The sequence below is a fragment of the Methylobacterium oryzae genome (genome assembly GCF_036441375.1).
Taxonomy (GTDB): Bacteria; Pseudomonadota; Alphaproteobacteria; order Rhizobiales; family Beijerinckiaceae; genus Methylobacterium; species Methylobacterium oryzae_A.
This window is the reverse complement of record NZ_MLCA01000001.1, coordinates 499205-517289: the sequence shown is the minus strand read 5'-3', so window position 1 is coordinate 517289 and position 18085 is coordinate 499205. Positions and strand designations below refer to the sequence as shown.

At 72.2% G+C, this 18085-nt stretch carries 18 protein-coding genes and 1 pseudogene; 9 read left to right on the top strand and 10 right to left on the bottom strand.

All coding sequences use genetic code 11. From position 1 onward, the window contains the following. Window positions 1–38 precede the first annotated feature (38 nt). Window positions 39–1544, bottom strand: a pseudogene (locus MOTC310_RS02375) (phosphatase PAP2 family protein); the annotation flags it as partial. Between MOTC310_RS02375 and MOTC310_RS02370 the strand changes: the two are divergent. Next, a complete protein-coding gene (locus MOTC310_RS02370; RefSeq protein WP_331300661.1) occupies window positions 1531–1665 on the top strand; it encodes a hypothetical protein in 135 nt (44 codons plus the stop codon). The pseudogene MOTC310_RS02375 and the gene MOTC310_RS02370 overlap by 14 nt on opposite strands. Window positions 1666–2379: 714 nt before the next feature. Here MOTC310_RS02370 and MOTC310_RS02365 read toward each other — a convergent pair. Further along, window positions 2380–4146 (bottom strand): methanol/ethanol family PQQ-dependent dehydrogenase, encoded by a 1767-nt coding sequence (locus MOTC310_RS02365; RefSeq protein ID WP_331300660.1) that lies wholly within the window; start codon window positions 4144–4146, stop codon window positions 2380–2382. 46 nt (window positions 4147–4192) lie between these two features. Continuing rightward, window positions 4193–4789, bottom strand: coding sequence for an LOG family protein (locus tag MOTC310_RS02360; protein WP_331289716.1), 597 nt, complete (start codon window positions 4787–4789; stop codon window positions 4193–4195). Between the two features lie 512 nt (window positions 4790–5301). Between MOTC310_RS02360 and MOTC310_RS02355 the strand changes: the two genes are divergently transcribed. Next, window positions 5302–5922: a LysM peptidoglycan-binding domain-containing protein gene (locus MOTC310_RS02355; RefSeq protein WP_331300659.1), complete on the top strand. Its 621-nt coding sequence runs from the start codon at window positions 5302–5304 to the stop codon at window positions 5920–5922. Between the two features lie 226 nt (window positions 5923–6148). Here the strand turns inward: MOTC310_RS02355 and MOTC310_RS02350 are convergent, their stop codons facing one another. After that, window positions 6149–7483, bottom strand: coding sequence for an aminotransferase-like domain-containing protein (locus MOTC310_RS02350; RefSeq protein ID WP_331300658.1), 1335 nt, complete (start codon window positions 7481–7483; stop codon window positions 6149–6151). Between the two features lie 104 nt (window positions 7484–7587). Between MOTC310_RS02350 and MOTC310_RS02345 the strand changes: the two genes are divergently transcribed. From MOTC310_RS02345 to MOTC310_RS02335, 3 genes are all read left to right on the top strand, one after another. Next, window positions 7588–7794, top strand: a complete 207-nt coding sequence (locus tag MOTC310_RS02345; RefSeq protein ID WP_331300657.1) for a DUF1127 domain-containing protein — start codon at window positions 7588–7590, stop codon at window positions 7792–7794. A gap of 88 nt (window positions 7795–7882) precedes the next feature. Next, a complete protein-coding gene (locus tag MOTC310_RS02340; RefSeq protein WP_331300656.1) occupies window positions 7883–9805 on the top strand; it encodes an ABCB family ABC transporter ATP-binding protein/permease in 1923 nt (640 codons plus the stop codon). 72 nt (window positions 9806–9877) lie between these two features. Then, a complete protein-coding gene (locus MOTC310_RS02335; protein ID WP_331300655.1) occupies window positions 9878–10114 on the top strand; it encodes a DUF6894 family protein in 237 nt (78 codons plus the stop codon). A 175-nt stretch (window positions 10115–10289) separates the two neighbouring features. Here the strand turns inward: MOTC310_RS02335 and MOTC310_RS02330 are convergent, their stop codons facing one another. Continuing rightward, window positions 10290–11195, bottom strand: a complete 906-nt coding sequence (locus tag MOTC310_RS02330; RefSeq protein ID WP_331300654.1) for an NAD(P)-dependent oxidoreductase — start codon at window positions 11193–11195, stop codon at window positions 10290–10292. Between the two features lie 325 nt (window positions 11196–11520). Here MOTC310_RS02330 and thrS point away from each other — a divergent pair, with 325 nt between their 5' ends. Then, a complete protein-coding gene (gene thrS / locus MOTC310_RS02325; protein WP_331289724.1) occupies window positions 11521–13548 on the top strand; it encodes a threonine--tRNA ligase in 2028 nt (675 codons plus the stop codon). A 407-nt stretch (window positions 13549–13955) separates the two neighbouring features. Beyond that, on the top strand, window positions 13956–14966 hold the full coding sequence (locus MOTC310_RS02320) for a diguanylate cyclase domain-containing protein (protein WP_331300653.1): 1011 nt from the start codon (window positions 13956–13958) through the stop codon (window positions 14964–14966). Window positions 14967–15194: 228 nt separating this feature from the next. On the opposite strand, the gene MOTC310_RS02315 is transcribed toward MOTC310_RS02320, so the two are convergent. The 5 genes from MOTC310_RS02315 to MOTC310_RS02295 all read right to left on the bottom strand — a co-directional run bounded on the left by MOTC310_RS02315 (window position 15195) and on the right by MOTC310_RS02295 (window position 16809). Continuing rightward, on the bottom strand, window positions 15195–15620 hold the full coding sequence (locus MOTC310_RS02315; protein ID WP_331292521.1) for a hypothetical protein: 426 nt from the start codon (window positions 15618–15620) through the stop codon (window positions 15195–15197). Window positions 15621–15699: 79 nt separating this feature from the next. Then, entirely contained in the window at window positions 15700–15933 is a 234-nt protein-coding gene (locus MOTC310_RS02310) for a DUF6894 family protein (RefSeq protein WP_331292523.1), read from the bottom strand. A gap of 141 nt (window positions 15934–16074) precedes the next feature. Beyond that, complete coding sequence (locus tag MOTC310_RS02305) at window positions 16075–16329, bottom strand: hypothetical protein (RefSeq protein ID WP_331292525.1); 255 nt, start codon at window positions 16327–16329, stop codon at window positions 16075–16077. 52 nt (window positions 16330–16381) lie between these two features. After that, the gene (locus MOTC310_RS02300) at window positions 16382–16567 is read right to left on the bottom strand and encodes a hypothetical protein (protein ID WP_043353550.1); all 186 of its coding nucleotides are present in this window, start codon (window positions 16565–16567) and stop codon (window positions 16382–16384) included. A 35-nt stretch (window positions 16568–16602) separates the two neighbouring features. Then, window positions 16603–16809: a hypothetical protein gene (locus tag MOTC310_RS02295; protein ID WP_331292528.1), complete on the bottom strand. Its 207-nt coding sequence runs from the start codon at window positions 16807–16809 to the stop codon at window positions 16603–16605. A gap of 318 nt (window positions 16810–17127) precedes the next feature. Between MOTC310_RS02295 and MOTC310_RS02290 the strand changes: the two genes are divergently transcribed. Together MOTC310_RS02290 and MOTC310_RS02285 are read left to right on the top strand one after the other, a co-directional pair. Then, window positions 17128–17595 (top strand): Ros/MucR family transcriptional regulator, encoded by a 468-nt coding sequence (locus MOTC310_RS02290; RefSeq protein WP_331292529.1) that lies wholly within the window; start codon window positions 17128–17130, stop codon window positions 17593–17595. Window positions 17596–17781: 186 nt separating this feature from the next. Beyond that, a complete protein-coding gene (locus tag MOTC310_RS02285) occupies window positions 17782–18057 on the top strand; it encodes a hypothetical protein (protein ID WP_331292597.1) in 276 nt (91 codons plus the stop codon). Window positions 18058–18085: the final 28 nt, after the last annotated feature.

Sequence of the window (18085 nt, the reverse complement as noted above, 5' to 3'; positions counted from 1 at the left end):
ACGTCGTTGCGGGTGAGGGTCAGGTCGACCGCGTCGGTCCGGTAGCGCAGGCCGGGGCTGAGGAAGGCGAGGTTGGCGGTCACGCCGTCGAACCGGCCGGAGACGCCGCCGGCGGCGGAGAGGATCGTGTAGGTGGTGCGCGGGTTGTAGGTGCCGGAGGCGGCGCGCACCTGGACGGTGCCGCCCGACAGGGTGGCGCTGCCGGCGGCGGCTATCCGGTCGGCCCGGCCGGCGGCGTCGGCCTCGACCCGGTAGGCGGATCCGGGCGCGAAGCTGACGTTGCCGGTGACGGACAGCGTGCCGACGGCGTTGCCCGGCGCCACCGTGCCGCCCGGGAGCGCGCTGATCCCGCCCAGCGTGCCCGAGCCGCCCAGTTCCGCCCCCGGCAGCACCGACACGACCGAGTTGGCGAGGGCGCCGTTCACGGCGAGCCGCCCCGCCTGAACGGCGGTGGCGCCCGTCAGCGCGCTGAGCCCCGTGAGCGTGAGCGTGCCCGTCCCGGTCTTGGCCAGGGTCCCGGAGCCCGCGACGGCGTTGGCCAGCGTCCCGTCGGTCGATTGATCCACCACGAGCGCCGCCTCGTCGACGATCCCGCCCGTGCCGAAGGCGCCGGCATGGCCGATCAGCGTTCCCCCACCGATCGTGGTGCCGCCCGCGTAGGTGTTGGCGCCGGTCAGGACCAGCGTCCCGCTGCCGAGCTTCACGAGTCCGCCCGCGCCGCCGATGTCGTTGCGCCAGACGTCGTAGGCCGAGAACCCGCCCCTGGCCGCGTCCAGGGTGACGGTGACCGTGCCGTTGAAGGCGCCGTAGCCGTCGGCGGCGGCGAACAGGTTGATGCGGTCGTAGCCCAGCCCGTTGTCGAGGAAGCCGCCGGACGGCAACTCCGTGGTCGCGATCACGTCGCGGCGCTGCGCCGCCGTGAGGTAGGGGAAGCGGGTCGCGAGCAGCGCCTCGGCGCCCGCCGGGACTACCGGCGGCCGGTCCGTGGGCCCGACCGGCGGCAGGCCGTAGGTCAGGCGCGCCGTGTAGGCGGCCTTGTTGCGCGCGTAATCGGAGAAGCGGTCGGTGGCGGGATCCACGGGCGCGTGGGCGCACCGCTCCAGCGGGCCGCCGCAGGCCTGGCTCAGGTAGCTCTGCGCCTGCGCGAAGGCCTCGCCCAGCAGGGCCGCGTTCGCGTGATCGTTGAGCGCCCGGATGGCGAAGTAGGTCGCCAGCACGCGGCCGCCGATCACGTCGGTGGGCGAATGCATGCCCGCCTCGATCCGGTCGTCGCCGAGCTCGCTCGCGCGGGTGAGCAGTTCCTGGAACCGCTGCGGCACGGCGTAGGCCAGGGCCAGGGCCGAGAGGTAGGCGGCGTTGGTGTGGCCGCTCGGGAAGCCGCCGTCCGTCGCGGGCGTGGGGCTCTTCTCCGGCACGAGGGAGGGCGGCACGACGAAGCCGAGGCCCTGGCCGTCCAGGCTCTGCCGCCAGGGGCGCGGATAGCTGTAGGCGTCCTTGGCCGGGCCGGTGGAGGCGTTGGTCCGGAACGCGTTGACCAGCTGCACGACCTTCCCGAGGGGCGACGTCGTCACGCCGGCGCCGGTGCCCTGGTCGACGTACTGGACGCGGGACGTGGTCGCGTCGAAGGCCGGGATCGTGGTGGTCGCCCCGGACCCCGCCAGATAGGCCTGGGTCAGCGGCCCGAGGCCGTCGATGACGCTGTAGCTCTGGTTGCGGCGGTCGTCGTAGTAGGCGGCGATCTCCTGCGCGCCGGTCCGCTCCCGCGCCCGCTCGGCGACGATCTGGATGTTGCGCAGCAGGAGGGGCGCCCCGAGGGCCGTGGGCGATCCGGTGTCGTAGGTCCGTCCCGGAATCCAGATCCGCCCGAAGCCCGACAGGATGGCGACGCCGTTGCCGGTACCAACCGTCTGCGCCTGGGCGCCCGAACCGAGCAGCGCGACCGCCAGAGCGGCGATTGAGATCCCACATCCCCGAGTCATGACGCGTTCTCCGATGCCGCCTCATCCGGCCGGTCGCGCGCCCCATATCCAAGATCAGCGAGAGCAGATCGTCATAGTTCGTTCAAGAACCGACGTCACAGCGATTCGTATCTTCGGAGCAACACTTCGTAAGTCAGCTTATTTTCCGATTTTTTATCGTATCTCGAAATTTATTATCTCGAAAAATCCCTATCAACACTTAAGTTCGGCCACCGATGGCCGCGAACACCGCGGCCGCGACAGAATAGACGTGCCCGAGGCCAACCGTCGGCGTCGAGGCCGGGACCGCACGGGAGAGGGCGTCGGCCCGGGACGCGCCCCGGCAGATCCGACGCGGAAGCACCTCGGAGGGATGCCGCGCGAATCGCGGGGCGGCCCGGGCGGACGCCGCCGCGGCGGCTCACTGCGGCAGTTCGAACACCGTGAGCTGCCCGCCGGGCGCCGTGTACTGCGACAGGGCCGCGTAGCCGCCGACCGCCCCCGAGCCGTCGGCCGGGTCGGTCAGCCCGGCCGCCAGACCGATCCCGGCCCAGCCGCCGACGCCGGAGAGCAACGCCACGTACTGCTTCCCGTCGTGCAGGTAGGTGGTGACGTTGCCGACGATGCCGGACGGGGTCTTGAACCGGTAGAGCTCGTGCCCGTCCCGGGCATCGACCGCCTTCAGGTAGCCTTCGAGCGTGCCGTAGAAGACCACGTTGCCCGCCGTGGCGAGCGCCCCCGACCAGACCGAGAACGGCTCCGGGATCGTCCAGGCGATCCGGCCCTGTGCGCCGTCCCAGGCGATGAACGCGCCTGTCCGGTCAGAGCCCTGGGGCGGGTGCAGGGTCAGGGTCGCGCCGACATAGGGCTGGCCGGGCGTGTAGGTGACCCGGAACGCCTCGTAATCCATGCACATGTGGTTGGTCGGCACGTAGAACAGGCGCGTGACCGGCGAGTAGGCCGCCGGCTGCTGGTTCTTGGCACCCAGCGCTCCGGGACAGATGTTCTTCGTCGTCTCGTCCTCGTCGGCCTCGCCCGGCGCGTAGCGCTTGTCGACCACCGGGCGTCCGTAATCGGGGGCGGCCGGGTCCATGGCGACCCGGCTGGCCCAGTTGACGCTCGGGTCGAACTTCTCCGCCACCAGCAACGCGCCCGTGGCCCGGTCCAGCGTGTAGCCGAAGCCGTTGCGGTCGAAATGGGTCAGCACCTTCCGGGGTCGGCCGCCGATCACCTGCTCGGTCAGGATCATCTCGTTGACGCCGTCGTAGTCCCACTGGTCGTGGGGGGTCATCTGGTAGACCCAGCGGGCCATCCCGGTATCGGCGTCGCGGGCGATGATCGCCATCGACCAGCGGTTGTCGCCCGGCCGCTGGCTCGGGTTCCAGGTCGCGGGATTGCCGGTGCCGTAATAGACGAGGTTCAGGTCGGGGTCGTAGGAGAACCAGCCCCAGCTGCAGGCGCCGCCGGTCCGCCACTGGTCGCCCTCCCAGCTCTTCAGGGAGGAATTCTTGCCGATCGGGCGGCCGAGCTCGGTGGTCTTCGCGGGGTCGACCAGCATGTCGGCGTCGGGCCCCGTGGCGTAGGCGCGCCAGAGCCGCGCGCCCGTCGCCTGATCGTAGGCTGTGACGTGGCAGCGCGCCCCGTACTCGCCCCCCGCGAGCCCGACGATGAGCTTGCCGTGCACCGGCAGGACCGTGGCGGTGTTGGTCTCGCCCCGGCCCGGGTCGCCGTTCCGCACCGACCACAGCACCCGGCCGGTCGCCGGATCGAGCGCCACCACGGTGGTGTCGGCCTGCTGCAGGAACAGCCGCCCGTCCGCGTAGGCCAGCCCGCGGGAGACCGTGTCGCAGCACATCACGGCGATGACGCCCGCGTCCTGCCGCGGCGCGTAGCGCCACAGGATCTTCCCGCCCTGGTCGAGGTCGAGGGCGTAGACCACGTTGGGGAAGGGCGTGTGCACGTACATCACGTGCCCGACCACGATCGGCGCGCCCTCGTGGCCGCGCAGGACGCCGGTGGAGAAGGTCCAGGCGACCTTCAGGCGCCCGACATTGCCGGCGTCGATCTGGTCGAGGGCGGAGTAGCGCGTGTTGGCGTAGTCCAGGGTCTGGAGGACCGGCGACGGGCCGGCCGCGGCCGCGCCGGCGAGGCCGGCGAGCGGCAGGGCCGCGAGCAGTGAAGCACGCATCGACGCACGCATCCTCGTGATCCTCATCGCCGCGCGGCGCGCGCGTCTACATGCGCTGCTGGACGATGCTCTCGGCCTGGGGGTCCGGCTCGTGGCCGGCCGCGCGCAGCATCGGCACCACCTCGGCCGCTTCCCGGGCGACGAGGTAGCTGAGATCGAGTCCCTCGCGGATGAAGCCGTGGCCGCGCATGTGCTCGAACAGGGCCAGGAGCGGCGACCAGAACTCCGCCACCGAGACCAGCACCACCGGCTTCCGGTGGCGCCCGAGCTGCGCCCAGGTCAGCTGCTCGACCAGCTCCTCCAGGGTGCCGATGCCGCCCGGCAGGGTCACGAAGGCGTCCGAGCGCTCGAACATGAGGCGCTTGCGGGTGTGCATGTCGGAGACCACCACGGTCTCCTGGATGTCCGCCAGCATGTGCTCGCGCGCCTGGAGGAAGTCCGGGATGATGCCGGTGACGTGGCCGCCGGCGGCGAGCGCCGCCCGCGCCACCGTGCCCATCAGCCCGACGTCGCCGCCGCCGTAGACGAGGCCCATCCCGGCCTGCGCGACGGCGGTCCCGAGGATCTCGGCGGCCTCGCGGAAGGCCGGGTCGCGGCCGAAGCCGGAGCCGCAATAGACACAGACTGTCCTCACCGGAGCCATCCGGCGCCCTCCTCGCGCGTCCGTTGCGAGCCGTCCCGAACGCGCCCCCGCCCGGCACTCCACGTGCCAAACTGCTGAATTCGCGTGGGATTCACCCGCCTGGGCGGCAGGACGGCTTGGTGTGGGGACCATGTACGGTATTATGGGCGGCGCCGTCGACGGGTTTTCGCGCGGGCGGAGGGCCGCCCGCCGGGCGGCGGCAGGATGAGGGGAGGCCTTCGTGGCGATGTCGGGACAGGTGCGGCGCAGTCTCGCCCTGGCGCTCGCCGGCCTTCTCGGCGGACTCGGACTCGTGCTGGCGCTGTTCGGCGGCGATTCCCTGCGGCGGCTCACCGGCCGCGGCGGTCCCGAGCCGGCCGCGTCCTCGGCGCCGAGCGGCAGCCTGCGCGGCCTCGCCGATCCGGGCGCCCTGGCCCGGGCGAGTGGCCGGGCGAGTGGTCGGCCGGGCGGGCGGGAGCGGGGAGACCCGCGAGGCCGCGGCGTCCGGGTCGGGGCCGACCCGGGTTGCCAGCGTGGACGTGCAGGGGAACGGCCGCCTGTTCGTGACGGCCACCGGCGTGCCGGGGGCACGGATCCAGCTCTACCTCAACGACACGCTGATCGCCCCGGGCAGCATCGGGCCGGACGGCCGGGCGACCTTCACGATCGGGCGCGGGATCAAGCCCGGGCAGTATCAGGTGCGGATCGACCAGGTCGATCCGGCCACCGGCAAGGTCGCCAGCCGCGCGGCGGTCCCCCTGTCGGTGCCGGAGCCGGCGCAGGTCGCCGCCCGGGAGACCGCCGAACCCGCGCCGCTGCCCGCCCAGAGCAGCGCGCGGGATCACGGCGGGCCCGATCGGGCCGCGCGCGACGGTGCCGAGCGGGACCGGCCGGCAGCCTCGCCCCCGGCCGCCGTCTCGAATCCCCAGATGGCCGACATGGCGGAGCCGAACCGGGTCGGCGCGGTGTACGTGCCGGAGATCAGCACCGCCCGGATCACTCGCGGCGACAATCTCTGGCGGATCAGCCAGCGCACCTACGGCCGGGGCGAGCGCTACACGGTGATCTACGACGCCAACCAGAACCAGATCCGCGATCCGGACCTGATCTACCCCGGCCAGATCTTCGTGCTGCCCAACGACAAGCGCGGCTGAGCGGCTTCGAAGTCTGCCGGGCCGCGGACCCCGGCGATCCCATCCCGCCCCCTCATCCTGCGGTGCGGACGCGCAGCGGCCGCCTCGAAGGAGCCCTCCAGCCAGCCGCGCGATCCCTGGAGCCATCCTTCGAAGCCCGATGACGCGGTCGCCTCAGGATGAGGGAATGAACTGGACGGCCGGTCTCTGAAGGGGCCTCGGCGCTGCTGCAACGCGGCCGCGCCGCCTACTCCACAACCTGATCGTCACCCGCGAAGGCGAGGCGGCGCAGGCTGCGCAGCGCCCGGTCGAGCTCCTCACGGGACGGCGAGGCCAGGGCGAGGCGCACCGCGTTCGGCGCGTGGCCGGGATGGACCGCGAAGGACGAGGCCGGGAGGAGGGCGATGCCCTGGCGCAGGGCCGCGGCCGCGTAGGCCTCGGCCCGCCAGGTCTCGGGGAGCTCCAGCCAGAGGTGGTAGGCCTGCGGATCGCCCACCACCCGGAGGTCGGCGAGCGCCGCCCGGGCGAGGGCCTGCCGGGCCGCCGCGTCCCGGCGCTTGGCCGCGGCCAGCGCCGCGGCCGAGCCCCCCGCCATCCAGTGCATGCCGGCCGCGAGCGACAGGCCGAGGGCCGTCCAGGCCCCCTGGCGAACGGAGGCGGCGAGCCGGTCTGCGAGGGACGGCGGCGCGGCGATCAGGCCGACGGTCAGCGCCGACATCACCCGCTTCGACAGGCTGTCCACAAAGATCACCCGGTCCGGCACGAGGCCGGCGAGCGGCGGCGCCTCGGCGAGGAAGCTGTAGACCGCGTCCTCGACGGCGGTGAGCCCTGTCCGGTCCAGGACCTCCGCCAGGGCGGCCCGCCGCGCCGGCCCCATCGTGGCGCCGAGCGGGTTGTGCAGGGTCGGCTGGAGATAGACGCCGCTCAGCGGGGTCGTCCGGTGGGCCTGGAGGAGCGCGTCCGGACAGACACCCTCCGAATCCATGGTCAGCGGGATCAGCGTGATCCCGAGCCGCGCCGCGATGCCCTTCACCCCCGGATAGGTCAGGGGCTCGCAGCCGATCCGCTCACCGGGCGCCGCCAGGGCCGCCAGGGCGGCGGCCAGCGCCTGCCGGCCGTTGCCGGTGAACAGGATGTCGGCGGGATTGGGCGCGTAGCCGCCCCGCGCCAGGAACCCGGCGGCGACCGCCTGCGCCCGCGGCGTGCCGGCGGGCCCGTACTGGCTGAAGCCGATCTGGCCGTCGTCGCGGACCAGCGCCGCCAGGGTCTCGGCCAGGACCGCCTCCTGCTCGGGCAGCCGCGAGTGGGTCCGCTGCAGGTCGAGGGCGGCCGCGGGCGGCTCCGGTCGGAGCAATCCGGCCTGCCCCGGATCGGAGCGCACATAGGTGCCGCGCCCGACCTCGCCGGTCACCAGACCCCGGCGGGCCAGCTCGGCGTAGACGCGGCTCGCCGTCGAGACCGCGATGCCGCGGGCATAGGCGAAGTCGCGCTGCGGCGGCAGCCGCGCGCCGGGGCGGAGCCGGCCGGCCGCGATGTCGGCCGCGATCGCGTCGGCGACGGAGCGGTAATCCGCGGGACGCATAATTGCTCCGAGATCAATGTTTCGATTGATCCGAGATATGTATCGGATCAATGCTCCGCCAGCAATCCCGGCCGGACTGCCTTCCCGCCACCGGATCGTCTGCGATGCCCGCCGTCACGCTCTCCTCATCCCCCGCCGTCGTTGACTCGACCCCGCGCCCGGATTTCCGCCCGTCCCTGCTCGGCACGTGGCTGCGCCGGATCCGCACCCGGCGCGCCCTCGCGGCGCTCCATCCCGACCAGGCCCGGGACGCCGGCCTCGAACCCTGGGAGCTGCGCGCCGAGATCGGGAAGCCGTTCTGGCGGGCGTGAGACGGGGACATGCACGCAGCGCGGGTGATCCCGCGCGCCGCGGCGCCTATATGCGGGTCTCGCGCACACATCTCCCCGCAGAACCCGCATGACCGACGACACCGCGCCCGCGGCCGGGACGAAGATCCCGGCCGAGCGCCCCGGCCTGATCGCCACCTACCGGCGGCTCTGGCCGCATCTCTGGCCGCACGGGCGACCGGACCTCCAGCGCCGGGTGTTCCTGGCCTTCGGGCTGCTGCTCGCCGCCAAGCTCGTGACCATGGTGACGCCGTTCACCTTCAAGTGGATCACCGACGCCCTGGTCGCGGCGGTCGGCGGCAAGGACGAGGCCGTGCCCACGGGGCTGCTCGCCGCGCCGATGCTGCTGATCGCCCTCTACGGCGTCTCGCGGATCGCCATGTCGGCGCTGACCCAGGTGCGCGACGGCCTGTTCGCCAAGGTGGCGATGCACGCGGTGCGGCGGCTGGCGCTCCAGACCTTCGAGCACATGCACCGCCTGTCGCTGCGCTTCCACCTGGAGCGCAAGACCGGCGGCCTGACCCGGGTGCTGGAGCGCGGCCGCGCCGGTATCGAGGAATTGTCGCGCCTGATGGTGCTGACCCTGGTGCCGACCATCGTCGAGTTCGTGCTGGTGCTCGGCGTGCTGGCCTACGAGTTCAGCTGGACCTACGCGGCGACCGCTTTCCTGACGGTCGCCGCCTACCTGGCCTTCACCTACAAGGCGACCGAGTGGCGGATCGCGATCCGCCGCCGGATGAACGCCTCGGACACGGACGCCAACACCAAGGCGGTCGACTCGCTGCTCAACTACGAGACCGTCAAGTATTTCGGCGCCGAGCGCCGGGAGGCGTCCCGCTACGACGAGTCGATGGCGAAGTACGAGAAGGCCTCGACACAGACCTACGTGTCGCTGGCGGTGCTCAATGCCGGGCAGGCGGTGATCTTCACGCTGGGCATGACCGTGGTGATGTGGCTCGCGGCGCGCGACATCCTGGCCGGGCGGACCACGATCGGCGGCTTCGTTCTGGCCAACACCATGCTGGTGCAGCTCTCGATGCCGCTCAACTTCATGGGCATGATCTACCGCGAGATCAAACAGGCGCTGATCGACATCGACGACATGTTCCGCATCCTCGGGCAGAACCCCGAGATCGCCGACCGGCCGGGCGCCGCCCCCCTCGCCGTGGCGGGCGGCACGGTGCGGTTCGAGGAGGTGCGCTTCGCCTACAATCCCGAGCGCCCCATCCTGCGCGGCGTCACCTTCGAGATCCCGGCGGGCCAGACGGTGGCGGTGGTGGGCCCGTCCGGCGCCGGCAAGTCGACGCTCTCGCGCCTGCTGTTCCGGTTCTACGAGCCGCAGGCGGGCCGGATCAGCGTCGACGGGCAGGACATCGCCGCGGTCACGCAGGCGTCGCTCCGGGCGGCCATCGGCATGGTCCCGCAGGACACGGTGCTGTTCAACGACACGATCGGCTACAACATCCGCTACGGCCGGGCCGACGCCACCGACGCGGAGCTGCGCGAGGCGGCCCGCCTCGCCCAGATCGACCGCTTCGTCTCGGGGCTGCCGGAGGGCTACGACACCCCGGTGGGCGAGCGCGGCCTGAAGCTCTCGGGCGGCGAGAAGCAGCGGGTCGCCATCGCCCGCACGATCCTCAAGGCGCCGCCGATCCTGGTCCTCGACGAGGCGACCTCGGCGCTCGATTCCTTCACCGAGGCCGAGATCCAGTCGGCGCTCGACCGGGTCAGCCGCGGCCGCACCACCCTGGTGATCGCCCACCGGTTGTCCACGGTGGTCAACGCCGACGCGATCCTGGTCCTCGACCACGGCCGCATCGTCGAGCGCGGCACCCATGCCGAGCTGCTGGAGGCCGGCGGCGTCTACGCGGCGCTGTGGGACCGCCAGCGGGAGGCCGACGCGGCCCTGGAGGTGCTTCAGCGCGCCGACGCGCCGGTGCTCCCGCCCCGGACGGGGCACGCCGCCGTGCCGGAGGCCGCGGCCGCGGAGTGACCGAACGGTCACACGCGGGGAGCACAACCCGGCCGGGACGCAACCGGAGGCGGTAAGCGCGGTTTCCCGGTTATGCCGCACTTCTACCTGCACATCCGGGACGGTCAGTGGCTTGTCGAGGATCTCGACGGCACCGACCTGCCCGACCTCGACGCCGCCCGCACCGAGGCCGAGCGCTCCGCCCGCGCCCTCCTCGAGATCCAGCAGGTCGACGGCGCGGTGCTGGCCGGGCAGTCCTTCGAGATCGCCGACGCGTCGGGGCAGGTCCTGGCGGTGGTGTCGCTGAAGGACGTGCTGCAACTGCCGTGAGCTCCAGGGCGCCTCCCGTCGGCGCCCTCACCCTGAGGTGCCGGAGCGTGGCGCAGGCCTCGAAGGAGCCCTCCGGCCGGGCGCGCGATCCCCGGAGCCCGCCTTCGAGGCCGCTCCGCGGCACCTCAGGACGAGGGAGCGGGTGGGACGGTCGGGATCGACCGCCCGGCGGCCCCTACGACCGCGACCGCACCCGAACCCCGAGCAGCGCCTCGAACGGCAGCACCATGGCGCCCTTGTCGCGGTCGCCGTGGCCCTGGCGCAGCGCGGTCTGGTAGGTGGCGGTGGCGGCCGCGGTGACCGGCATCGGGAAGCCGTTCTCCGCCGCGATCGCCGCGGCGGCGACGAGGTCCTTGTAGGCCGCCCCCATCGGGTAGCCCTCGTCGAAGCGTCCCCGGAGGATGCGCGGCACGAAATACTGCGCCGCGTAGCTCCGGCTCGTGCCCGTGGTGACCACCTGGGCGACCTGATCCGGGTCGAGCCCCATGGCGACGGCCATCGGCAGCACCTCGGCGAGCGCCGCGATGTTGATGTCGTAGAGCACGTTGTTGATCGTCTTGGTGAGCTGGCCGGACCCGGCCGGGCCCATGTGGAGGATGGTCGTGCCGACCCGCTCCAGCAGCGGGCGCACCCGCGCGACCGCCCGGGCCTCGCCGCCGCACATCACGGTGAGCGTCCCGGCCTCGGCGCCCGCCGGCGCCCCGGAGACCGGCGCGTCGACGAAGGCGCGCCCGGTCGCCGCCACGGCGCGGCCGACCGCCAGGGCCTTGGCGTGCGCGATGGTGCTGAGATCGACCACGACCGCCCCCGGGGCGAGGGATTCGGCGAGGGCCCCGGTCCCGAGGAGGGCCGCCTCGACCGCGTCGCCGTTCGGCAGGCACAGGAACAGCACGTCGGCGCCGGCAGCCTGACCGGGATCGGTGGTGGCGACGAGGCCCGGCGCGTCGAGACCGGCGAGGCGCGCCGGATCGGTATCGATCGCGACGAGCGTCTCGGCGCCGGAATCCCGCTTGGCCGCGAGGTTGCGGGCGATGGGATGCCCCATCGCGCCGAGGCCGAGGAGGGCGAGGCGGGCGGCCATGCGGTTGTCCCTGTTCCCGAGTGTCCGGGCGCCGCCCGTCCGAGTGGGGGAGGCGCCGCGCCAGCATGTCGCCGGACGGGGCCGCCTTCCAGCCCCGGCCCTGGCATTCGGGGAAACCCGTCATCCCGCGTCCCTGGTGTGGTCTCCCGGGCCACGCCCCCCGGCGCCAGGCGGGGCCGATGACGCCTGCCGGAGCGGGGGGCAGGGATGCGCCGAGAGGCGCCGCACCGTTGTTCCCTCGCCCGGCGAATCGGTCTACACGGCCGCTCCCCCGAAGACGCTTACCTGCCGCGTATGCAGGACTGAGCCCGGAGACGCTCGAACCATGCCGATTCTCACCTTCCCCGACGGAAACACGCGGGAGATCGCCGCCGGCACGACCGGCCGCGCCGTGGTCGAGGGCATCGCCAAGTCGCTGGCCAAGCGCACCGTCGCCATGGCGCTCGACGGCACGGTCGCCGACCTCGACGATCCGATCGACCGCGACGCCCGCATCGAGTTCCTCGACCGCACCGACCCGCGCAGCCTGGAGTTGATCCGGCACGATTGCGCGCACGTGCTCGCCGAGGCGGTTCAGTCGCTCTGGCCGGAGACCCAGGTCACGATCGGCCCGGTCATCGAGAACGGCTTCTACTACGACTTCTACCGCGAGACCCCGTTCACGCCGGAGGATTTCCCGAAGATCGAGGCGAAGATGCGCGAGATCATTTCGCGCGACGCCCCCTTCACCAAGGAAGTCTGGACGCGCGAGGACGTGCGGGCGCTGTTCGCCGACAAGCAGGAGAAGTTCAAGGTCGAGCTGGTCGACGCGATCCCGCCGGGCGAGGATCTGAAGATCTACCGCCAGGGCGACTGGTTCGACCTCTGCCGCGGCCCGCACATGACCTCGACGGCCAAGGTCGGCACCGCCTTCAAGCTGATGAAGGTGGCGGGCGCCTACTGGCGCGGCGATTCGAACAACCCGATGCTGACCCGCATCTACGGGACGGCCTGGGCGAACCAGGCCGACCTCGACGGCTACCTGCACCGGCTGGAGGAGGCCGAGCGCCGCGACCACCGCCGGCTCGGCCGCGAGATGGACCTGTTCCACTTCCAGGAGGAGGGGCCGGGCGTCGTCTTCTGGCACGCCAAGGGCTGGACGATCTTCCAGGAGCTGATCGCCTACATGCGCCGGCGCCTGCGCGGCGACTACGCCGAGGTGAACGCGCCGCAGATCCTCGACAAGGCCCTGTGGGAGACCTCCGGCCACTGGGGCTGGTACCGGGAGAACATGTTCGCCGCGCAGTCCGCGGGCGAGGAGGCCGAGGACAAGCGCTGGTTCGCCCTCAAGCCGATGAACTGCCCGGGCCACGTGCAGATCTTCAAGCACGGCCTGAAATCCTACCGCGACCTGCCCCTGCGCATGGCCGAGTTCGGGATCGTCCACCGCTACGAGCCGTCCGGCGCCATGCACGGGCTGATGCGCGTGCGCGGCTTCACGCAGGACGACGCCCACGTCTTCTGCACCGAGGACCAGCTCGCCGACGAGTGCCTGAAGATCAACGACCTGATCCTCTCGACCTACGCGGATTTCGGCTTCGACCAGATCGTCGTGAAGCTCTCGACCCGGCCCGAGAAGCGCGTCGGCTCCGACGCGCTCTGGGACCACGCCGAGGAGGTGATGACCCGTGTGCTGGCGCAGATCGAGGAGCAGTCGGCCGGCCGGATCAAGACCGCGGTGAACCCGGGGGAGGGCGCGTTCTACGGGCCCAAATTCGAGTACGTTCTGCGCGACGCGATCGGCCGCGACTGGCAGTGCGGGACCACCCAGGTGGACTTCAACCTGCCCGAGCGGTTCGGCGCCTTCTACATCGACGCCGACGGCGCCCGGAAGCCGCCCGTGATGGTCCACCGGGCGATCTGCGGCTCGATGGAGCGGTTCACCGGCATCCTGATCGAGCATTTCGCCGGGCACTTCCCGCTCTGGCTCGCGCCGATCCAGGTGGTGGTGGCGACGATCACCGGCGAGGCCGACGCCTACGCCCGCGACGTCGTGCGCGCCCTGGAGCGCGCCGGCCTCCGGGTCGAGGCGGATCTGCGCAACGAGAAGATCAACTACAAGGTCCGCGAGCACTCGCTGGCCAAGGTGCCGGTGCTGCTGGCGCTCGGCAAGCGCGAGGCCGAGGAGCGGACGGTCTCGATCCGGCGGCTCGGCAGCCAGCAGACCCGCACGCTGCCGCTGACCGAGGCCGTGGCGGCCTTCGAGGCGGAGGCGACCGCGCCCGATATCCGCCGGGCCGAGGCGGTGGCCGAGACGGTCCCGACCAGCGACACGGTGCTCGACGGCCACCACGGCCGACACGACGCGCCCTGACGGCGCCGCCGGCGCGGCACCCCTGCCGCAACCGGTCGTCCCGGGCGCCGCGGCCCCGGGCGCCGCGGCGCCCGGGTTCCGGCGGCGCGTCCGCGTCCCGGTGGCGCCGGGTGAGCCCCGGCGGGGCGGCGCGGATCGACGGGGGTGACGGATCGGCTCGGAGCCCCGCCGGATTGGAGCCGCCGCGCGGCTTCAAGAGTCCGCCCGGTCGACCGACAGACTTCCCGCATCGGGTCCGCCGTCTCAACTTCCGGATGGTCAGTCGCGGCATGGATCGCTCAACGTGCTCGACTTTCGTCAAGGTTGGCGAAAGGAATCCCATTCTATGAAGACCGGAGACTAATTTCCGGGCCGGCTCGATCCGGCCATCGGCCGACGGCGCTGTCGGACGCTTCGGGGGACTGGCCATGGCGGCGGAGGCGGGCAGGGCGGCGACGAGGCTGGCGCGGCGCCACCGGCAGGTGGCCTGCGACCGGCGCCAGGACGGACTCGGACGCGGCCGCAAGCTCGGACCCGGCATCGTCCAGGCGCTGGACTCGCTGCCGCACGGCCTGTGCCTGTTCGATTCCGCCGACCGGCTGCTGTTCATGAGCGACGGGTTCCGGCGCCTGTTCGGGCCGCCCGCGAACCGGATCAGGCCCGGCATGCATGCCCGGGAGGTGGGCGCGGCGAGCGCGGCGGGGGCCCACCCGGCCGACCGGGATCCCTGCGGTCTCTGGGCGGCCCGCAGGCGGCTCCTCGCCCGGGGCGCGACCGACGCCGTGGTGCAGACGCTCGCGGACGGGCGCCAGATCGCGATCACCCTGCACCCGCAGGCCGGCGGCGGCTGGACCGCCCTGTGGGAGGACGTGACCGAGCGCCGCCGGGCGGAGTCGCTCCTGCGCTACATGGCCCACCACGACCCGCTGACCGGTTTGCCGAACCGCCACCTGTTCGCGGCCCGGCTCGATCGGACCTTGGCGGGGCTCGACGGCGCGCCCTGCGCGCTGCTGTGCATCGACCTCGACGGCTTCAAGCCGGTGAACGACCGGCACGGGCACGCGGTCGGCGACGCGCTCCTGCAGCAGCTGGCCGAGCGCCTGCGGGCGGCGCTGGGCGAGGGGGATTGCGCCGCGCGGCTCGGGGGCGACGAGTTCACCATCCTCCTCGCCGACGCGGCGCCAGCGCCGGCGCTCGGCTTCGCCCTGCGCCTCCAGGCGCGCCTCGCCGAACTCTACGATCTCGGCACCGGATCGCCGATCCGCATCGGCGCGGCGATCGGCGTGGCCTGCGCGCCGCTGCACGCCACCCGGGCGCAGTGCCTGGCGGAGCGGGCCGACGCGGCGATGTACGCGGCCAAGCGGCTCGGCCATCCGTATCTGTGGGACGCGTCGCTGGGTCTGGGGGGGGCGGATCCGGGCGGCACGGCCCCGCCGTGAGGCGGCCGCGTCCCGATGTGTCGCGGAACACGCCCGCCGCGAAAGCTTGGGTTTATCCCATCGTCAGGAAGCGAAGACAGTCGCGAACCGGACGGAGATCGACGATGAGCTGGACCAACCGCATCACCCTGGCCCTCACCCTGATGGGCGGCGCCGTCGCGCTGACCCTCTACGCCCAGGGCCTGTCGCTGCCGGCGCATTTCGTCTGAGCGGCGGCCCGGACGGCGCTCAGCGCGCCTTCTCGTGCTCCGCGAGGCCCACGGCCCTGTAATCGTAGGTCGGGAAGAACTCGGTGCGGTACGCGCCCCAGGCCGTGTCCTCGAGGACGCGGTTGACCTCGCGCAGGCGGGACGCGGGCAGCCGCAGGACGATGATCTGCCCGATCCCCATGACCACGTTCCAGGAGACGACCTCGACGCCCGGCGGCGGGAAGGCCTTGTAGAAGCCCTGCTTGGCGAGCTGCGCGTTCAGCTCCGCCAGCGGGCGGGACTGGTCGTGGCGCAGGAAGACCGTCAGCAGCACGGCGTTGTCGGCCGTCGCCGGGGCGGAGCCGACCGGCGGGGGCGGCGCGGTCTGCGCCGCTGCCTGCCCGGCGGGACCGAGCAGCAGCAGCGCCGCCGCGAGCGGGCCCGTCAGACCTGTTGAACGTGGCATGCGATCTCCTGCTCCCGCGCCGGCCTTCGTCAACGCGGCCGGGCGCCGGGCTTTCCCGACCCGCGCGCCGGCCCGGCCGTCAGCCGCTCTCGACATCGTAGGAGAGCCGCAGGCGCAGCCGGACCGCGCCCTGCTCGTCGCGCACGGCGATCACGTAGTCCTGCCGCTCCACCGGGTCGGTCAAGCCCTGCGCCAAGCGGGTCAAGATTCGCACCGCCTGCGCACGCGCCGCGGCGAGATCCGGAAGATCGAAGCCGTCGCGGTCGCGAACCAAGTTGGCGCCGTCGTGGAGGTCGATGAAATAGCGGGGCACGGATGCGAGCTCAGCGAGCGCGGGAACTCGCAAGGATCAGTTCCCCCTGTTTCTACGTAGTTTCCCGCGGGCCGCAATCGCAGGTCGCCCGTGTCGCACCCTCGGACGCGGCCGGTTGTCGGCCGGTGCCCGCGGGCGGCCTCAGCCCCCCGACAGGCTTTCGGCGAAATCGTCCGGCACGGAACCGAACTGGCCGAGGATCGTGACGCCCTCGAGTTCACCGGTCTCGTCGTCGGCCACGACCCTGAGGGCCGCCGCGCCCGGCATGCGGGCGGCCAGCGCCTCCGCCTTCTTGAGCGCACCGAACTCGCTCTGCGCCGGCTCCTGGCGGGCGGGCCGCAGACGGTTCCGGTGCAACTCGAACGGCTGAACGAGGTAGGTGGTCTTCAGGGTCATTCCGGCCTCCTCGGCGCGGCGCGCGGTAGCGAGAGGACCGCGCTGCGGTCCGCTACAGGCTGCGGGTGGTCACCCCGAGGGCGAGCAGGACGTAGGCGCCGATGAAGAACCATTGCCGGTGCGCCACCACGGTTTTTCCGACCATCGGGATGCGCGTGTACAGGCTGGCGACGGCGAGGCCGATCAGCACGGCCGACACCAGGAACGTGAGCAGGCGCGGAGCGGAGAGCGTGGGCATGCCCCCATGCTCCGCTCGCCGCGCTTACCGAACCGTTACCGGTCGAGTCCGGGGACGACGGGGCGATACGGCGTCAGCGGCCCCTCGGTACCGGGCAGCAATCCGACCTCGGCCAGCCACAGGACCATGATCGCCCCTGCCAGTAGCGTCGCGAGCGAGGCCAGGCGCCCGGTCCACCGCCGCAGGACGAACATGGCGACCACGACGGCCAGCAGGGCGATGAGAAGAGCGAGAATCAGCATGGTCGCGCCATGCCACGAGCGGGCCGCCGCGTCACCGCGGAAGACGGCGGAACATCCCGCCTGCCGGGGGACGCCGCCTTCGGAAGCGCCAGATGCACGTTCTGGTCGTTCCGCAGAGCGGAAACTCTACCGCAGTCGATAGCCCGCCTCGGGAGACGCTCGGAAATACTCCGCCGCAGATCGCCAGAAATAGCTGTCCGCTCTCCGCGGCGTGCACCCCGATCATGCACCGGAAGCTGCCCGCAAACGCTTTTGTAACTTGCATTCAGCGCTCAAAAGTAGCAGATCCCGGGCGAGGGGCACACCAGGAATCTTGCAGTGACAGAAGAAACCACAGGGCCCAACTCCAACTTCATCGAGCTGGCGGGCGATATCGTCGCCGCCTACGTGTCGAACAATCCGGTTCCGGCCGCGGAGCTGCCGGCGCTGATCGCGCGGGTGCACGGCGCGATCAGCGGGCTCGTCACCGGGACTCTCACGGCGGAGATCGGCGCGGCCTCGCAGGCCGAGATCGAGAAGCCGAGCGCGGCCCAGATCCGCAAGTCGGTCCGGCACGACGGGATCGTCAGCTTCATCGACGGCAAGACCTACAAGACGCTGAAGCGTCACCTGACCAGCCACGGCCTGGATCCGCGCAGTTACCGCGACCGCTACGGCCTGCCGGCCGACTACCCGATGGTCGCTCCGAGCTACGCCGAGCAGCGCTCCGCCCTCGCCAAGGCGATCGGCCTGGGCCAGCCCGGCGCCATGGCCGAGCGCGAGCGCAAGGGCCGCAAGGCCGCCTGAGGATGAGGACTCCGGGGGTGCCCCGCTCGGGGCGCCCCCGTAACGACGCGCCGCGGATCCTGGCGAAATCGTTGCATCGCCGCCACACAGGCCCACGACATCGCGGGACACGGACAAGCTGCCACACTCTGCACAAAGCTGATGCGCACGCCGGAGCCCGAGGATGCTACCGAAGGGTTCGGCGAGATGAAGCGAGAGCAGACGATGACGAGTTCGGTCGTGCCGTTCCCGGCGCATATCGCGCCGGCGGTCGTTGACGAGGACACCGCGTCGATCATCGCCGTGTTGCAGGATCAGCTGGCGATGGCCCGCGAGGGTCGGCTGCGCTCGGTGGCGGTCGTCTCCGTATCGGCGGACGGCGAGGCGATCGGCACGCAATGGTCCTGCAAGGGCTCCGATATCAGCAACCTGATCGGCAAGCTGACCGTCCTGACCCACGACCTGATGGCCGCTCGGAAGTGACCGGCCGGAAGTGACCGGCCGGAGCTGA